The organism is Pseudoalteromonas sp. NGC95 (assembly GCF_015864705.1).
Taxonomy (GTDB): Bacteria; Pseudomonadota; Gammaproteobacteria; order Enterobacterales; family Alteromonadaceae; genus Pseudoalteromonas; species Pseudoalteromonas arctica.
Map to the genome: position 1 here is coordinate 235,473 of NZ_JADYWR010000001.1, position 17,150 is coordinate 252,622.

The following is a 17,150-nucleotide window of genomic DNA, read 5'->3' on the forward strand; positions in this document are numbered from 1 at the left end:
ACTTTATTGTGCGCATAAAAAAAGACGCACAAGCGTCCCATTTTAGGCAGCTTGTTCCCTACGCAGGTATTAACCTGATCAGGTTCACGGATCCCGCTTTCGCGATCTCAGCCAAAAACTAATTACTTAGCTTTGGCACTCCGACAAGTATTGATATATAAATTCTGTTCGTTAATTTGAAGGTGTTATCCATCAAATCTGCGCTGAGTGTACGTCAGTTAAAAACTGCCCGCAAGGGGCTGTTTTTCAAAAACTTAAAATTATTTAGGGATAAACACAAATGTTTGCTCGCCTTGCATGACTAATTGCTGGTCTTGCATTTTAAGCTCTGCACCTTGCTTTAAGGCTTGTAATAACTGCTGCTCAAACTCATCAAGGTCTTCGCCGCACGACTTGCGCGTCATTCCTAATTTACTTACGGTAAGGTTACTTTCTTCAAGCGAGCCTTCACCAAAAAATTTGTTACAGCCAGCAAAACCGTTTACTTGCAGTGCTTCAATAAAGCTCATTGATGCATTAAACGAAGGTGGAATTGCTAAACCATCAACACGTGATAATTGCCATTGGGTGTATTTAAGCTGCTCACTGGTAACCGTCCCTGTTGATGCGCAACCAACACATAAACCGACTATAAGCATCGGTATTGCTGCTAATTTCATGCTACTACTAACTAATTGTCTAATTAATGTAATTGTAACAATATTTATGCCCTTTATCCGTTAAAAATGCATGTTTTAAATGTAAATTTTTGTTCTATGATAGTTCAAAATTTATGCGATTAAGTACTAAGTTGTAGTTTTAAATACGTTATCTATTTGCTCAGGTAAAAACGGTCTACCTTTTTCATTAATAGACGTTCCTATAACCAGTGCATTGAGCATTACTTTTTCATCGCTTTTACGTATAACCGTTTGCTTAAACGCAAATTTTAAACGACTAATACGCTGCGGCTCCACAGCCACATAAAATTCATCACCTGGTAATAGTGAATGTTTATAGTCCATTTCGCTGCGCATCACGACTAGGTTAATTTTATCTTTCGCTAATTGAGCAAAATCAATATCGTGTGCGTACAAAAATTCATGGCGAGCATGCTCTAAATAATTAAAATAAACACTGTTATTTACGATACCTTGTAAGTCACATTCGTAATCACGTACTTTGAAGTCAACTTTAAAGGTCATATTAGTAATCCTGATTATTTAACGTATAATTGCCGCGTTTATAGCACATGTGTTTAAATAATTGCTACCATACGAGTCCCTAAAATGGAGTTAAGTAACCCAATGAACTTACGTTTGTCTTTAATTACTGCCGCACTTTTACCGCTGCTTGGTGCACCAATTGCAGCTAACGCTGATGATAGCGACCTAGAAAGAATTGTTGTAACCGGCGATTTTCAGCGCGAAAGCATTCAAACTTTAAGCGCGAGTGCGAGCTTATTCAGCGAAGATGAAATTAATCAACGTGGTGCAAGTTACTTAGACGAAATGTTAGGCAGTACCGCCAATGTAAATTTTGCATCTGGTGCGTCGCGCGGTCGTTATATTCAAATTCGTGGCGTGGGACTTCGTTCACAATTTGTAGATCCTATTAATCCATCTGTAGGCTTAGTAATTGATGGTATTAACTATTCTGGCCTTGGTGGCAGCTCATTATTATTTGATATAGACCAAGTAGAAATTTACCGTGGTCCACAAGGTACACGCTTTGGCGCAGACGGTATGGCCGGTATGATCCAAATGGGTTCAGCTAAAGCCACGAGCGATCCAAGTTTAAAATTACAAGTAGGTGCTGGCACATACAACACCCGCGAAGCAGGCATTGCAGCAAGCACAGGCTTAACAGATGACACTAGCGCACGCGTTAGCTACTTTCGCAGAAAGTCAGACGGTTACGTAGATAACCTGTACTTAAATGACGAAACACAAAATCAAGACGAACAAGTAGCCCGCTTTAAAATAAACAGTCAGCTTACAAAGCATTTAAATACTGAATTAAACCTTCACTATATTGACATAAACAATGGTTACGATGCGTTTACGCTTGATAACAGCCGCAATAGTGTTGCCGATGAACCAGGCCAAGATAATCAAGAAAGCTACGCTATAGGTGTCAAGAATACTTACACGGGTTTTGACGCTTTTGATGTAAATCTAAACCTGTCGGCTATTGATACCGAATTACTTTACAGCTTTGACGAAGACTGGGTATGTAACGATACAAGTGAGCCAAAGTTATGTGCTGCAGGCTTACATCCAGATGGATACAGCTCAACTGATTTATACAGCCGCGATCGCGACGATCAGTCTGTAGATTTAAAGTTTAATTCTAAAACGGGTAACTGGGTTGCGGGTATTTATTACCAAAACCGTGACGTTGATTTAGAGCGCCAATACACATGGTTAGCAAGCCCGTTTTCTTCAACTTACGAAACGAGTAACGTTGCAGTATATGGTCAAGTAGCGACTCCAATTGGCCCTAAAACAACATTAATTACAGGTTTACGTGTAGAGCAATACCAAGGCGACTACACCGATAGCAATGGCTTTATACAAGACACCGACGACGTAATGGTTGGCGGTAAAATAGCACTTGAATATCAAGTGATTGATCGCACTATGATCTACACCAGCATTACGCGTGGCTACAAAGCTGGCGGTATTAACTCAGAAGCGCTTGCTAAAGCCAAAGATGAAGGCTTAAACCTAAGCGCTGATTTTTTCCAGCAACACACCAGTTTCGACCCTGAATATTTATGGAGTGGCGAATTTGGTGTTAAAGGCTCATCGCTTGATGACAAATTTACGCTTCGCTTAGCTGCATTTTACATGCACCGCGACGATATTCAGTTAAAAGCATGGCAAGTAGAAGGTCAGCAATTTACCGGTTATGTTGATAACGCAAGTTCTGGTAGCAACTACGGATTAGAAGTTGAAGGTAGTTACCAACTAACTGATAATCTATTTTTAACGGGTAGTGCTGGTTACTTAAACACTGAAATAGATGACTTTGTAACGCAGTCTGGCTTAAACCAAGACGGTCGTGAGCAAGCACAGTCACCTAAATACCAGTATGCGTTTACTGCTCGCTATAACTTTACAAGTGAGCTTTACGGTATGATTGGTGTTGAAGGTAAGGACGACTACTACTTCTCAGATAGTCATAACTCACAGGCACCAAGCAGCAACTTAGTTAACTTAAGCTTTGGCTACGAAGCAGACATGTGGGCAGTTCGCGCGTGGGCTCGTAACGTGTTTGACGAGACAGTCCCTACACGTGGTTTTGAGTTTGGTAACGATCCACAAGATGGTTACGCAACGCATACCTACACACAATTAGGTGAGCCTCGTGTTGCAGGTGTTACGTTTACACTTAATCTGTAAAGCACAGCCGTTGGCTTTCAAATGAAAGCTACAGCAAGCAAATAAAAACACCGCGTTTAAATTAAACGCGGTGTTTTTATTTGTAGGTGAGGTTTTATACCTCGCTTTTTATAAAGTTAAATTACACGAGCGCGAAATAAATTCGCACCTACAAATATTCCACCTACGCCTACAAGCCAAGTATCACGCTCTTTGAACATCAAACGCTATTACGTCTTTAATTTTTTCTTTATTTGTTGCAAGCATTACCAACCTATCAATCCCCAAAGCCACCCCTGCGCATTGTGGTAATCCATGTTCTAGCGCTTTAATTAAACGTGTATCCATTGGTACTTGCTTTAAACCGTTGTTAGCGCGGTATGTGTTATCTTCATTAAAACGTTTAGCTTGCTCACTAGCATTTGTTAATTCGTTAAAGCCGTTAGCCAATTCCATATTTTTGTAATAAAGCTCAAAGCGCCCTGCTACGCGTGCATCATGTTCACAAATTTGTGCAAGTGCCGCTTGAGAAGCTGGAAAATGATAAACAAAACACGGTTTTTCTTGTCCTATTGTTGGCTCCACTTTCATACAAAATAATAATTGCAGTAAGGTATCTTTATGCGTTTCATTTTGGGCTATATCAGCAAACCCCTGCTTACACGCTAGTTGCTTTAATTGCTCTATGCTTGCTGTTAAAGGATCGAGGCCGAGTGCTTGTTCAAACGCTTGCTGATAAGTAAGTCTAGTTGCAGGCTCGACACCTAAAACAAGTTGCATTAACTCATCCATTTCATCCATAAGTGTAAATTCATCAAAGCCTGGGCGATACCATTCCAGCATAGTAAATTCAGGATTATGATGGCTACCCGCTTCTTCATTTCTAAATGCTTTACAAAGCTGAAAAATAGCGCCTGAGCCTGCTGCTAACAAGCGTTTCATGGCAAACTCTGGAGATGTTTGTAAAAACAGAGGAAGCCCACCAGCATGCCCTGGACCTACAAATTTGGTTTTAAAACTAGCTAAGTGCACATCGGTTACACTGGCAGCACTTAAGCTTGGCGTTTCTACCTCTAAAACATCACGTACATAAAAAAACTCACGAATACTACGTAATATCGCTGCACGTTGTTTTAGTGTTTCAATGCTTGCGCTTGGGGCCCAAAGATCTGCTGACATATTTTCTCCAAAAAAAAATCCCAGCGTAAGCTGGGATTTTATAAACAATGTTAAAGCTTACTTAACACGGCTTACGTATTCACCGTTACGAGTGTCTACTTTAATTACTTCGCCAATTTGTACGAATAATGGAACTCGTACCACAGCGCCTGTGCTAAGCGTTGCTGGTTTACCACCAGTACCCGCTGTATCGCCTTTAAGGCCAGGATCAGTTTCAGTGATCTCAAGCTCAACAAAGTTAGGTGGTGTAACAGCAATAGGGCTGCCGTTCCATAATGTAATTGTGCATAAATCATTTTCAACTAACCATTTTACTGAATCGCCTAGTGCTTTTTCGTCAGCAGCAATTTGCTCAAATGTTTCGTTGTTCATAAAATGCCAAAATTCGCCGTCTGTGTATAGATACGCTAAATCTGTATCCATTACATCAGCACCTTCAACTGATTCACCCGATTTAAAGGTTTTTTCAAGCACCTTACCAGAGATAAGTTTACGGATACGAACACGGTTAAACGCCTGGCCTTTACCAGGTTTTACCATTTCATTTTCTAAGATACTGCAAGGCTCGCCGTCCATCATAATTTTTAGGCCGCCCTTGAACTCGTTGGTGCTATAATTCGCCATCGTTTCCTCTATTTATATTTTTTCGAGTAATCTACATGCCAATGATACAAAGAAATGAAGCAAATTTGCATAAAAACTGGCAAAAAGAATTAGCAAATGTAGTTACCTGCCCAAAAACCTTGCTTGAAATGGTCGGTTTATCGAGCCAAGTCCATGAAAACGACCTAAAAGCCCGTAGTTTATTTCCGGTACGCGTGCCTATCCCTTTTATAAAAAAAATACGCAAAGGCGATCCAAACGATCCTCTATTGCTACAAGTTATGCCACGCCATCAAGAATTTTTGACTAAATCGGGTTTTAATAAAGATCCCCTACTTGAGCAAGATAACGACCAACCAGGCCTTTTACATAAGTACAAATCGCGTGTTTTGGTGATGTTTAAAACCGGCTGTGCTGTAAATTGTCGTTATTGCTTTAGAAGGCATTTCCCGTATCAAGAAAACCAACTCAATAAAAAAAGTCTGCTTGAAACACTGAGCTATATAAAATCAGATAGCAATATAAACGAAGTGATTTTAAGTGGTGGTGATCCACTGATGGCCAAAGACGATGCAATAAGCTGGTTTTTGGATGAGCTTGAGCAATTACCACAAATAAAACGAATGCGAATTCATAGCCGTTTGCCAGTAGTTATACCGGCGCGAGTTACCGATGAGTTATGTGAGAGATTAGCAAAATCGCCATTAAAAATTATTTTTATTAATCACATAAACCACGCCAACGAAATAGACGCTGATTTTAAAGCTGCTATGCAAAAGCTTAAACAAGCAAACGTAACGCTTCTAAACCAAGCTGTAATTTTAAAAGATGTGAACGATACGGTTGATGCGCAAATAAATTTAAGCGAAGCGTTATTTGACGCAGACGTATTGCCGTATTATTTGTATTTGCTAGATAAAGTTGAAGGGGCGAGCCACTTTGATATTAATGAAGCGCAAGCAATTGAAATAATGGCAGAGCTATTAAAAGCTCTGCCTGGATTTTTAGTGCCTAAATTAGTAAGAGAAATCGGTGGTCAAAAAAGCAAAACACCTATCGATCTTAAGCTAATTTAAAACAGCATTTAAACGTATATATTTACGTTGTTACCCAATGATGCTGTTACCGATTTAGCCGGTGTTTGCGCACTTGACGATTGTGCAGCACCTTCAATAAGTGCAAGAGCCGCCGCGCCATCTGCTAACTGCTGCTTTTTAGATAAAGCAGCGCTGTAAAGCTCACTGCCTTGGCCTGAGCCAGAAACAGCGGGTAAACTTGTGCCTGATATATTCATATAACAAACCTGACTTTTAAATGTAATCCAAGTATTATGTCGGCAATGCAGTGCAAAGCTTTAGGAAAACCATGGATTCTATTATTGAACAACTCAATGCCAACTTAAAAATTGTTTACCGTCAGGCACTTGATGCTGACAAAAAACTCGACGAGCTTCAACAGCAAGGTCACGGTAAGTTTAAAGCCTTATTTACTGCCGATTCTGGCTTTAGCTTTGAAGCTAAACGTTTTAAGCCTTACGTACTTGACGTAGCCGCTGATGTTGAAAGCTTATCTAACGATGGTTTTGAAGAAGAAAAACTGAAAACAACCGTTATTAAGTTACAACAAATACTCACGTTGTTAGCTACTTTTAAGTAAAGCTTAAAAATAAAAATGCCGCTATTTAGCGGCATTTTTATTTTCAGTTAATCTAAACTTGGTAATATTTGTTCACCAAACCACTCTGTTAGTAAGCGTTTTTCGTAATAAAATGATTCGTCGCGGCCCATTTTAATTTTATCCATAAAGCCCATATCTTTAAGCTCCACATCAGTATCTTTACTTAGCACTGTACCGTCGTTATCGGTTAACGAATAATTTAGCTTAATGCGTGGAAAATAAATTGGTTTTACTACACGAATTTCGTCCATACCGCCATAACGCACATCACCTGCTAAATCTAAGTCTGTAAACTCTACGTTTAATTTATAATCTTTTGGCAATTGCTCGGCTAGTTTAGCCATATGCTTTTCGAAACTTGCTGCCACACTTTTGTGATATGAGCTCTTTGTTTGGTTTGACGCTCGCACATCACGATAATCATTAAAGTCATGCCATTTAACAACAGACTCACCAGCATGGGCAAGCGCAGGTAATGCGATACACATTGTTGTTGCTATTTTTTTAACTAAATTCATATCTTTCTCCAAAGAGGTAGACCAATCACAAAAGTGTAGATTGGAGTAAACCTAGCATCAGCTATTACTAGACTCATTTTAGCACTTGTTTATTAACTATAACTTAATCTTACGTATAAAGTGTTACTTGTACTGAGTAAAATGTAATCAAAAGTGATTAATTTACCGTTATTAAAAAAAGATGTTATTTAAACTATAGAAATTACAGATAAAGCATGTAAATCACCTCTATTTATGGTGAAATTAACTCAATTGATAAAAGGTACCCACGGAGCTTTCATGACTATTTTAGTAACCGGTGGCGCTGGCTATATTGGCTCGCACACTGTTTTAGAACTTTTACAGCAAGGTAACGATGTTGTTGTTATTGATAATTTAAGTAACTCATCACAAGAATCACTTGCGCGCGTAAAGAATATTACAGGCAAAGAGGCCACTTTTTACCAAGGCGATATTCTCGATAAACCCTTTTTAGATTCAGTATTTGCAAAACACACGGTTGATAGTGTTATACATTTTGCGGGCTTAAAATCAGTAGGCGAGTCGGTTGCAAAGCCCATTGAGTACTATCAAAACAATGTACAAGGTACGCTTACGCTTGTTGATGCAATGCGCGATGCTGGTGTATTTAAATTAGTATTTAGCTCGTCAGCCACAGTATACGGCGACCCTGCAAGCTTACCAATTAAAGAAGACTTTCCTGTAGGCGGTACTACTAACCCGTACGGCACATCTAAGCTGATGGTTGAGATGATGCTACAAGATATCGCCAAATCAGATGAGCGCTTTGCGTTTGCTATTTTGCGTTACTTTAACCCAGTGGGTGCACATGAGTCGGGCTTAATTGGTGAAGATCCTAATGGTATTCCAAACAACCTTTTACCGTTTATCGCACAAGTAGCGGTAGGTAAATTAAAGCAACTCGCTGTATTTGGTGATGACTACGACACAGTTGATGGCACAGGTGTACGCGACTATATACACGTTGTAGATTTAGCTATTGGTCATTTAAAAGCGCTTGATAAAATTGCCAGCAGTACGGGTGCATTAGTTTATAACCTAGGTACTGGTAATGGTTACTCTGTACTACAAATGGTTAATGCATTTATTAAAGCAAGCGATCAAGCTGTACCTTATCAGGTTTCACCTCGCCGCCCGGGTGATATTGCAGCGTGTTATGCAGCGCCAGAAAAAGCACTTAATGAACTTGGCTGGGAAGCAGTGCGCGGTATTGATGAAATGATGCAAGATACCTGGCGCTGGCAGTCAAATAACCCTAACGGTTATAAGGGTTAAGTAAAACAAGCTTTGCGCTTACAATAAGTGCGCGGCATCAAGCCGCGCATACCGAGTATTTTAAACACCGAATTCAATTTTATGGCTGCGTCGTAGGCGTAGAGCTTACTCACGCGAAAAGCGCAGCTTTTAATTACTTATATCTAATATCCAATATTTAATAACGAGTATCTTCGTTATGTCTGCGCCCACTGTCTTAGCAAGTTATGATAAACCCCTGTTAATTGAATAATCTCTGGGCTATCTTCTACTTTGCTGCGCAAACTTTGAATCGACATATCTAAATCAAAGAGTAAACCACGTTTTTCGTCGCTGTTTACCATGCTCTGTAACCAAAAGAATGAGGCTAATCTGCGCCCACTTGTTACTGGCATTACACGATGTAAACTCGTTGAAGGGTACAACACCATACTGCCTGCTGGCAGCTTTACGCTGTGTGAGCCATAAGTGTCTTCAATAACAAGTTCACCGCCCTCATAGTCTTCGGGGTCATTAATAAATAACGTCATTGATACATCTGTACGAATTTTTACTGGCGTACCCGGCACTTGTCTAATCGCATTATCTACATGCACACCAAACGATTGCCCACCTTGATAACAGTTAAAAAGCGGAGGAAAAATTTTTGCGGGGAGCGCTGCCGACATAAACAAATTACTACGCGCAAGTGCTGCCATAATAATGTCGCCAAGCTCTTGGCATTCAGGGCTATTTTCAGGTAGCTGTAAGTTATTTTTTGCTTTGGTTGATTGATGCCCTGCGGTAATACTGCCATCGGCCCACTGCGCTTGAAGCAAAACCTCATGACAATACGCCACTTCTTCTTTCGTTAGTAGCTCTGGAATTTTAACTAGCATGTGCGCCCTCTCACATTTTCATCAAATAATTAAGGGCAGAGTTAACTCTGCCCTTTTATGCCGTACTTATTTTACTCTTAGAAAGAGTAGCTCGCTGTTAAGCTAAACTTACGACCATCACCTGGTACAAAGTGTCCACCACCTAACTGATCAACGTAATCTTTATCACCTAGGTTTTCACCATTAAACTGCAGACTCAAATCTTTTGATATGTCATACGCAACCATTAGGTCAAAAATAGTATAACCTGGCGCACGAGAGCGTGTTGACGTAGTCCCGTTGTAACGCTCACCTACATATTGCGCACCTAAACCAAACGATAACTTATCCGACATATCGTACGTAGTCCAAACACTCGCGCTATTTTTAGGCGTACGTGCAAGCTCGTTACCAATTTGAGTTGCGTCGTCGCCTAATGCTTTAGTTACTTCGCTATCTTGGTAAGTGTATGAAGCAATTACAGTCCACTCTTTAGTAATTAGGCCCGTTGCTGAAAGCTCTAAACCTTGAACGCGCTGCTCACCACCGAGTATTTCGTCACTTGAGCTATCTGCAAATGGGTCATCAGTACGGGCATTGGTTTTTTCAGTACGGAAAAGTGCAGCATTAGTTTGCAGGCGGCCATCCATTAGGCTCCATTTAGTTCCTAATTCATAACTGCGGCTTTCTTCTGCGTCTAAATCAGCTGCATTTGAACGCGTAGATACCGTTAGGCTTTCAGCCGATGGGTTAAATGAATTACCTGCGCCTAAATATACACTGCCGTTTTCTGTAGGTTTATAAACTACAGCTGCATTCCAGCTAAATAAATCGTCACTTGTAGAAATTAAAGCGCTTGGATCATTGTAATCGTTGTGATAATCCGTAGTGAAGCTATCAAAGCGAATTCCACCTGTAACTTCCCATTGCTTGTTAAGCGTCACTGTATCAAATGCATAAATAGCTTGGTTTTTAGCTTTAGCTTCAATGCTTGTACCGTCACGGCCGTACACACCCGTAAATGCAATTGTTGCATCAGGGTTGTATAAGTCGTTACGTATTCCATCTTCAATTAGGTTATCAGGCGTAGTGGCAACAAAGTTATGGCGTGTAAACGTTTCATTTGCAAGTTCAACACCTACTACTACGTCGTGAGTAAAGCCAGCAAATTCATAGTTACCAATTAAATCAACTTGAAGTGCAGCAAGTGAATTTTCAGTATCACGTGTTTTTTCATCTGCAAAGGTAATATCAGTGTCTGTTGTAACCGAGAAATAACGCGGTGCAGTTGTTACTGACTCACGCTTAACTTTACCTAAACGACCTTGCACACGTAACGTAGTATTTTGAGAAAAATCATACTCATAACGAGCTGTTGTTGAGTAAGCTTCAATATCTTCGTAATCACGATAAATATTACCGTAAAAGTTATCAAAGTCGACAGGAGAAGGTGAGCGTGCACTATCTGCAAGTTCAGCTACTGGCGTATCACTGTAAACCCAAGGAATACCATAATCTGGTAAATTGTCTTGGCGTTGATACTCTAGGTTTAAATCAAAACGGCTGTTTGTACCAAGTCCTGTTGCAAATGCAAGCGCAACAGCATTTGTTTCGTTTTCAACATGATCACGACCTGCAACATCACCTTTATCAGTAAGAAGATTGATACGTAGTGCGCTTGTGTCGTTTACTTGAATGTTAGTATCAAAACGACCACGGTAATCGTTTTCTGTACCTAAACGTAGAGAAACGTCGTTAAAGTTGTCTAACTTCGCCTTTTTACTTTCTAAATTAACACTACCACCTGTTGCGCCACGACCAGAAACTGCAGAGCCTGGGCCTTTTGCAACTTCAACGGCTTCAATGTTGTAAATATCACGTGTGTAACCTGCAACATCACGAATACCATCTACAAAAATATCATTTGTAGCACTAAAACCACGAATCGACATGCTATCGCCAGTAGGTGAACCACCCTCACCTGCTGCTAAAGAAATACCAGACACATTGCGTAAAGCATCACGTAAGCTATCTACGTTTCTATCTTTCATTACCGCTTGGTTAATTACCGTTACAGTTTTAGCTGTATCAAGTAGCGGTTGAGTGTATTTATGCGACGTTGATTTTTCAACAACATAGCTAGACTCAGTTATCGTTTGTGCTTTTACTACAGCCAGCTCTTGAACATCTTGTGCACTTGCCCAAGTTGAAAGCGTTGCTGTAACAACCGCTGCAATTGGCTTCACGTAGGTATTTACTTTATTCGATGGCTTACTCATGGTTACTCCGTAGTTTTTATTAAGCACTTAACTATTGTTAATTTAAGGTACATATTTAATTTCGGCGAAATCCTACCACTCAAACAACGCAATGTAAACGATAACTGTTATCAATTGCATTGTTATGTGAATTCCTATATTGTATACGCACTCAAAAATTAACAGTAATTACGTCCTTGTAATTGCTTGTCGTAACTTTCAGGATTGTTGTTAAGTAATGCGAAGCTTAATTAAACCAATTAGCGTAGTTATCGCGCTTTGTAGCACCATGGCAGTAAAGGCCGACACTGTTAGTGAGCTAGAACAACTCGTTAATAAATGGCTACAAATAGAAAATCAAAACACAGAATTAAATACTCATTGGCTTGAACAAAAAAGCAGTATGGAGCAAACCTTAACGCTTCTAAATGCTGAGCAGCAGCAACTTAGCGAGCTTAATCAGCGTAGAAAAAAAAGCACCAGTGAGCTTGCCCAAAAACGCGAACAACTTGTTACTAAGCAATCAGAACTAGAAAATGATCAACAGCAATTAAATGATCAACTAGCACGTATTTCTGGGCAATTACTTTCATTACAAGTGCAACTCCCCCCGCCACTTTTAAGTAGTTGGAAAAACACTGGTGATTTAAGCGACTCACAGCTCAGTACAACAGACAAATTACAAACAGCGCTAAAAATGCTGACTCTACTTAATGATTTTCAACAACGTATTTCAATTCACGAAATGGCTATCAAGCATCCTGACGGGCAAGAAATATGGGTAAAGCAGCTTTATTTAGGTGCAGCACAAGCATGGTTTGTAAGCGAAGATTTAAGTTACGTAGGTATTGGTTTTCCAAGTGACTTAGGTTGGCAGTGGGAATTTGACCCAAGCATTAATGCTGAGCAAGTTGCACTGGGTATTGCTGTACAGCAAAAAAAGCGCGCTGCTGATTGGGTAACACTCCCAATATTAAGTTATGTAAATAAAAACCAGCAAGGGGCTAAATAATGGCTATTAACAGCATAATTAAAGTATTTAGCGCCACAGTTTTACTTTTTAGTGCAAATGTTTCTTTTGCAGCTAGCAGTGATGATGCTAAACAAAGTATTTTAACTGATATTAAAACAGCGCAACGTACTCTAAGTAAAACTCAAAATAGTATTTCAAAAGAGCAAGCTACCCTTGCAAAGCAAATTTTTACCAAGCAGCAATCGCTCAGTAAATTACGCGAACAAGCAGCGGTTAATCGCCGCCTAGCAGACGAAAACACATTAAGCCTCGATCAGTTACAAACCCGATTAGACACTTGGCAACAGCAACAGCAATATCAATTAAACTTACTTAGCCGTTTTGTGCGCCAAAATACCAGCAATAGTACCGGTAATAATGCAGGCAATGGTTCAGGCAATAACAACGCGACTAATAACCAAAACGAGTTATTAAGCCGCGTTATATCGCAAATTAATAATCAAGAACAGGCACTTTATCCACAGTTTAAAAAGCAATCGGTTGTGCTAAGTAATGGCGAATTAAGCCAAGCTAATACCCTTCAAGTAGGCCCTATTGCATGGTTTAGTACGCAAACACCTAAACTTATGGGTTTATTAAATTTGGATGATGAATCTAATGCATTAAAAGTAGCGTTAGTACAATCAACAAGTGACGATAACCCACTCGATAATACTTTAAAGCAAAACGGTGTAGGCTCAACATTACTTACTTTTGATCCTAGTTTAACGCACTTAGTAACTAGCCAAGCCCAACAAGAAAGTCCGCTTGAACACCTAGAAAAAGGCGGCTTGTGGGCTATCCCTATTATTTTATTTGCCTGCTTTGCACTAACCATTGCGCTATTAAAAGCCGCGCAACTACTGCGTTTAAGTAAAATTAAAATGCACCCTCAAATGCAATTACAGCAATTTTTTAAAGCTAAAAATAGCAATGAATTTGCAGGCATGCAGCAGCAGTTGTTCAACTTAACGCTGCAAAGCGAAAAAGGCCAAGTACGAGACGATCAATTATTTAATCAGTTAATTCACGATAAGCATAAACTCGATAACTTTATTGGCGCTATTGCCGTTACGGCTGCAGTAGCTCCACTACTTGGCTTGTTAGGTACTGTTAGCGGCATGATCGAAACATTTAAAATGATGACCTTGTTTGGCTCAGGTGACCCAGAAGTTGTATCGGGCGGTATTGCACAAGCACTTATAACAACTGAATTAGGTTTAGTCGTTGCCATCCCTGCATTGGTATTAAATGCATTGCTATCACGTAAAGCAAAAGCGTATTACAGCCAACTAGAAGGCTTTGCATTACAGCTTAGCCAACTAGAAAAAGGAGAAACCAATGTTTGAAAAAATCGTTAGTAACCCTATTTGCTGGTGTATTCTTTTACTCGCTTTATTTGTATACCAGCTGATTTTTCATGACTTACTGCACCTTAAACAATACCAAGCGCAGCGTAAAGGTTACTGGCAAGAGGTAAGCTCTATTTTAACTGCAGCGCTTCCGCTACTTGGTTTATTAGGCACCATTGTTGGTTTGCTTGATACATTTAAAGTAATGGCGCTGGGCCATAACGAGTTAATGAGTGACGCCATTGGTGATGCATTACTAACAACTCAACTCGGCCTTGTGTGCGCTATTCCCGCGTGGTTAATGCAAGCGTATTTAGCGTATTCGCAGCGTAATCCTAAATTACATACGTTAAGTAAACAGTTAGGGTAACACTATGCAATCACGATTAAAGCACAAGCTAGAGCAAGAAGCGGGGCAACATATCGATATGTCGCCGCTACTTGATGTGGTATTTATATTGCTAATATTTTTTATTGTTACAACCGTATTTGTACGCGAAAGCGGTGTTGAGGTTGATAAACCACAAGCCGTATCGGCCAGCCGCCTTGAGCAGCAAGTTATATTTTTAGCAATAACCGACTCTCAACAAGTATTTTTTGATGGCAGCCAAATTGGTGTTGCTGGTGTACGTAGTAGTGTCGAGCAAATGTTAAAACAGCAACAACGCCCTGTGGTAATTCAAGCTGATAAAACAGTACCTACAGAGTTACTTGTTCAAGTAATTGACGAAGCAAAGCTGGCAGGCGCGGCGAAAGTTAACTTAGCTACGAAGCAATAATATGCACACGATTGACTCGCCTCAAAAAACAAAAAACAATCGCCATCCACTTTTTGCATTTGGCCTTAGCCTCATTGTACTTAGTGCTGCATTACTACTTTTATGGCTTGGACAACTTGCAGAGCATCATATGCAAGACAAAGTCGTTGTACGTGAGATTGCTATGGTGGCATTGCCACCTCCTCCTCCACCATCAATATCGCAACAGCAAACAAGTGAGCCAATGCAAAGCTTGGCGGTAGAAGGTGCAGGCGCATCTATTCAAGCCGTAAAAATTAAGATCAACAGCAATTTAAGTATTGTAAAACCCGATACACCTAGCGTAAAAGTAAGCGCGCCACAATGGCAATCAATGAGTGTAAATTGGGATGCATTTAGCTTAAATCAACTCGATGGTCTCCCCACTTTGCTTACTCCCGTCAAGGCCGTTTTACCAAAAAGCTTAACCCGCCGAGGTGTTGATGTATTTACTGTAAAACTCGATGTATTTATTGATGAAAGTGGCAAGGTAAGTTTAATTGAGGTAGTACAAAACCCATACCCTGAACTTAAACCAGCTATCGACAAAATTATTAAACAAAGCCGCTTTAGTGCACCTAAAAAAGAAGGTGAAACCGTACGCGCTCGCTTTATTTGGCCAATCGAATTTAAACCTTAAGCCTATTAAAATGAAAAATATGAATATATTTAAAACGCTAAAACCATTAACTTCCGCACTGTTAACGACTGTAATGTGTTCATTACCTTTAGTAAGTGCAAGTAGCGTACATGCAAGCGCTGCCAGTGATACTAATGCGCCACTAAAAGTAACGTTATCGCCTAGCGATCCAACATGGCAGTTGGCTATAAATAATAAATTACTGGGTCCTACAGAGGTCCTTATTGAGCCGACCGAGCGCGGTTTTGCTCGCCAAGTGCAACCACTGTTACAAGCAGGTAATTACAGTGAAGTCGCTGCGCTATTTAAAGGCCGTGATATAAGCAAAGATAGCACTGCTTTAAACTTATTACGTGCACAAGTACTGCTTTCAACAAAAGACTTTAATAACGCTGAACTAGCGTACTTAGCGTGTTTAAAAGCCTCACCTGATTTAGTAAAAGCACACCAAGGTTTGAGCCTTTTATACATGCAACAAGCAAAGTATGACAAAGCACAAACACACCTAGTTCACAGTATTGAACTTGGCCAAGCTGATGCACAAAGTTATGCGCAACTTGCTTATATACATGTACAGCACAGCCAACCTTGGAGCGCAGTAGCGGCGTACCGCCAAGCGCTTATGCTAGCGCCAGAAACAAGCCAATACCAACAAGGGCTATTGTTTGCGTTAATTGAATCGGGTGATTTAAGTCAGGCAAATGCATTATTAAAAGAATTACTTAATAAAAGCCCTGATAAAGCTGAACTTTGGCTGCAACGTGCACAAATAGCATTACAGCTTGATCACAAAAAGCAGGCGCTAGCTGCTATTGAAGTGGCCTTAAAACTCAACCCTAAAGATACCAGTAACCAGCTTTTAGCAGCCCAGCTGCATTTAAGTGAAGGCAGCACTGAACGCGCTGTGAGTTTATTAAAGCAAGGTTTAAAACACGCCACTAAACAGCAGCAAGTGGAGGTTATTAATACCACGATGCAAACTTTAGGCTGGCTTGTATCTCAACAAAAATGGGATTTAGCTAAAGAGCTAATAGGCAGCGCAAAAAGATTAACTAAGCAGCTACCCCGTGATGAACAAGCGCAGTTTTCTGTATACAGCGCACAAATTGCTATGCAACAAGGTAATACTAAACGTGCTCTTAAAAGCTTAAATAACGCACTTAAAATAAACCCGAATTTAGGTGATGCCCTACTTAGTTTAGCGAGTATATATCGCAGTAAAAGCCAACTTACCCAAGCAAAACTTATGTACGTTCGTGCACAAGCCCTACCTGATTACCAACTATCGGCATGGCTTGGATTATCGCAAATAGCGATTGATTCTAAAGACTACCCGAGCGCGCTAAAGCATCTTAGAAAAGCATTACAAGCCAACCCACAACGCCAGGACTTAATTACTAATATTCGCGCCCTTGAGAATATAGTGCGCCAAGAGGGGTAAGTTTAACACCGTGGTTAAACTTTCTTGTAGACACAGCTTGCTGGCGTGACGAGCAAAGCTCATAATTTCTATGCTTTAATGTTTTCTCATTTACTCCTCTTTGTGCAATAAGATCTTAAGTGATTTATTCACAAAGAGGTTTAGAGGGTGCTTCGCTTTAGAGAAACCAATAAGTA

General features: G+C 40.2%; 18 protein-coding genes and 1 riboswitch. Of the genes, 10 read left to right on the plus strand and 8 right to left on the minus strand.

Annotated elements, in window-relative coordinates; translation table 11 throughout:
* Positions 1-38 precede the first annotated feature (38 nt).
* A riboswitch (TPP riboswitch) is annotated at positions 39-153 on the minus strand.
* 107 nt (positions 154-260) lie between these two features.
* A complete protein-coding gene (locus I6E70_RS01145; protein ID WP_010555269.1) occupies positions 261-659 on the minus strand; it encodes an META domain-containing protein in 399 nt (132 codons plus the stop codon).
* Positions 660-785: 126 nt separating this feature from the next.
* Positions 786-1,184 (minus strand): acyl-CoA thioesterase, encoded by a 399-nt coding sequence (locus I6E70_RS01150; protein WP_197187838.1) that lies wholly within the window; start codon positions 1,182-1,184, stop codon positions 786-788.
* 84 nt (positions 1,185-1,268) lie between these two features.
* Here I6E70_RS01150 and I6E70_RS01155 point away from each other — a divergent pair, with 84 nt between their 5' ends.
* On the plus strand, positions 1,269-3,386 hold the full coding sequence (locus I6E70_RS01155; protein ID WP_197187839.1) for a TonB-dependent receptor: 2,118 nt from the start codon (positions 1,269-1,271) through the stop codon (positions 3,384-3,386).
* Positions 3,387-3,569: 183 nt separating this feature from the next.
* Here the strand turns inward: I6E70_RS01155 and epmA are convergent, their stop codons facing one another.
* Both epmA and efp read right to left on the minus strand, forming a co-directional pair.
* Positions 3,570-4,544, minus strand: a complete 975-nt coding sequence (epmA, locus tag I6E70_RS01160; RefSeq protein ID WP_169059864.1) for an elongation factor P--(R)-beta-lysine ligase — start codon at positions 4,542-4,544, stop codon at positions 3,570-3,572.
* Positions 4,545-4,601: 57 nt separating this feature from the next.
* Positions 4,602-5,168 carry an elongation factor P gene (gene efp / locus I6E70_RS01165; protein WP_010555265.1) on the minus strand — a complete coding sequence of 189 codons (567 nt, stop codon included), beginning with the start codon at positions 5,166-5,168 and terminating at the stop codon, positions 4,602-4,604.
* 41 nt (positions 5,169-5,209) lie between these two features.
* Between efp and epmB the strand changes: the two genes are divergently transcribed.
* Entirely contained in the window at positions 5,210-6,223 is a 1,014-nt protein-coding gene (epmB, locus tag I6E70_RS01170; protein ID WP_101216916.1) for an EF-P beta-lysylation protein EpmB, read from the plus strand.
* 8 nt (positions 6,224-6,231) lie between these two features.
* Here the strand turns inward: epmB and I6E70_RS01175 are convergent, their stop codons facing one another.
* A complete protein-coding gene (locus tag I6E70_RS01175; protein WP_002960797.1) occupies positions 6,232-6,441 on the minus strand; it encodes a hypothetical protein in 210 nt (69 codons plus the stop codon).
* Positions 6,442-6,512: 71 nt separating this feature from the next.
* On the opposite strand from I6E70_RS01175, the gene I6E70_RS01180 reads away from it, so the two are divergent.
* On the plus strand, positions 6,513-6,803 hold the full coding sequence (locus I6E70_RS01180; RefSeq protein WP_007585044.1) for a hypothetical protein: 291 nt from the start codon (positions 6,513-6,515) through the stop codon (positions 6,801-6,803).
* Between the two features lie 47 nt (positions 6,804-6,850).
* On the opposite strand, the gene I6E70_RS01185 is transcribed toward I6E70_RS01180, so the two are convergent.
* Positions 6,851-7,342 carry a DUF3016 domain-containing protein gene (locus I6E70_RS01185; RefSeq protein WP_010555263.1) on the minus strand — a complete coding sequence of 164 codons (492 nt, stop codon included), beginning with the start codon at positions 7,340-7,342 and terminating at the stop codon, positions 6,851-6,853.
* 279 nt (positions 7,343-7,621) lie between these two features.
* On the opposite strand from I6E70_RS01185, the gene galE reads away from it, so the two are divergent.
* Positions 7,622-8,638, plus strand: coding sequence for a UDP-glucose 4-epimerase GalE (gene galE / locus I6E70_RS01190; RefSeq protein WP_024589785.1), 1,017 nt, complete (start codon positions 7,622-7,624; stop codon positions 8,636-8,638).
* 176 nt (positions 8,639-8,814) lie between these two features.
* Here galE and I6E70_RS01195 read toward each other — a convergent pair whose 3' ends face one another.
* Both I6E70_RS01195 and I6E70_RS01200 read right to left on the minus strand, forming a co-directional pair.
* Positions 8,815-9,495, minus strand: a complete 681-nt coding sequence (locus I6E70_RS01195; protein ID WP_197187840.1) for a Fe2+-dependent dioxygenase — start codon at positions 9,493-9,495, stop codon at positions 8,815-8,817.
* Between the two features lie 77 nt (positions 9,496-9,572).
* Positions 9,573-11,753, minus strand: a complete 2,181-nt coding sequence (locus tag I6E70_RS01200; protein WP_197187841.1) for a TonB-dependent receptor — start codon at positions 11,751-11,753, stop codon at positions 9,573-9,575.
* A gap of 217 nt (positions 11,754-11,970) precedes the next feature.
* On the opposite strand from I6E70_RS01200, the gene I6E70_RS01205 reads away from it, so the two are divergent.
* From I6E70_RS01205 to I6E70_RS01230, 6 genes are read left to right on the plus strand one after another with little or no spacing between them, the layout of a single operon-like run.
* Positions 11,971-12,744: a DUF3450 family protein gene (locus I6E70_RS01205; RefSeq protein ID WP_197187842.1), complete on the plus strand. Its 774-nt coding sequence runs from the start codon at positions 11,971-11,973 to the stop codon at positions 12,742-12,744.
* On the plus strand, positions 12,744-14,093 hold the full coding sequence (locus I6E70_RS01210; protein ID WP_197187843.1) for a MotA/TolQ/ExbB proton channel family protein: 1,350 nt from the start codon (positions 12,744-12,746) through the stop codon (positions 14,091-14,093). The genes I6E70_RS01205 and I6E70_RS01210 overlap by 1 nt, the downstream gene beginning before the upstream one ends.
* The gene (locus I6E70_RS01215; RefSeq protein ID WP_002960812.1) at positions 14,086-14,466 is read left to right on the plus strand and encodes a MotA/TolQ/ExbB proton channel family protein; all 381 of its coding nucleotides are present in this window, start codon (positions 14,086-14,088) and stop codon (positions 14,464-14,466) included. The genes I6E70_RS01210 and I6E70_RS01215 overlap by 8 nt, the downstream gene beginning before the upstream one ends.
* A gap of 4 nt (positions 14,467-14,470) precedes the next feature.
* On the plus strand, positions 14,471-14,875 hold the full coding sequence (locus tag I6E70_RS01220) for an ExbD/TolR family protein (protein ID WP_007585059.1): 405 nt from the start codon (positions 14,471-14,473) through the stop codon (positions 14,873-14,875).
* 1 nt (position 14,876) lies between these two features.
* Positions 14,877-15,533, plus strand: coding sequence for an energy transducer TonB (locus I6E70_RS01225; RefSeq protein ID WP_197187844.1), 657 nt, complete (start codon positions 14,877-14,879; stop codon positions 15,531-15,533).
* 19 nt (positions 15,534-15,552) lie between these two features.
* The gene (locus tag I6E70_RS01230) at positions 15,553-16,974 is read left to right on the plus strand and encodes a tetratricopeptide repeat protein (protein ID WP_197187845.1); all 1,422 of its coding nucleotides are present in this window, start codon (positions 15,553-15,555) and stop codon (positions 16,972-16,974) included.
* Positions 16,975-17,150: the final 176 nt, after the last annotated feature.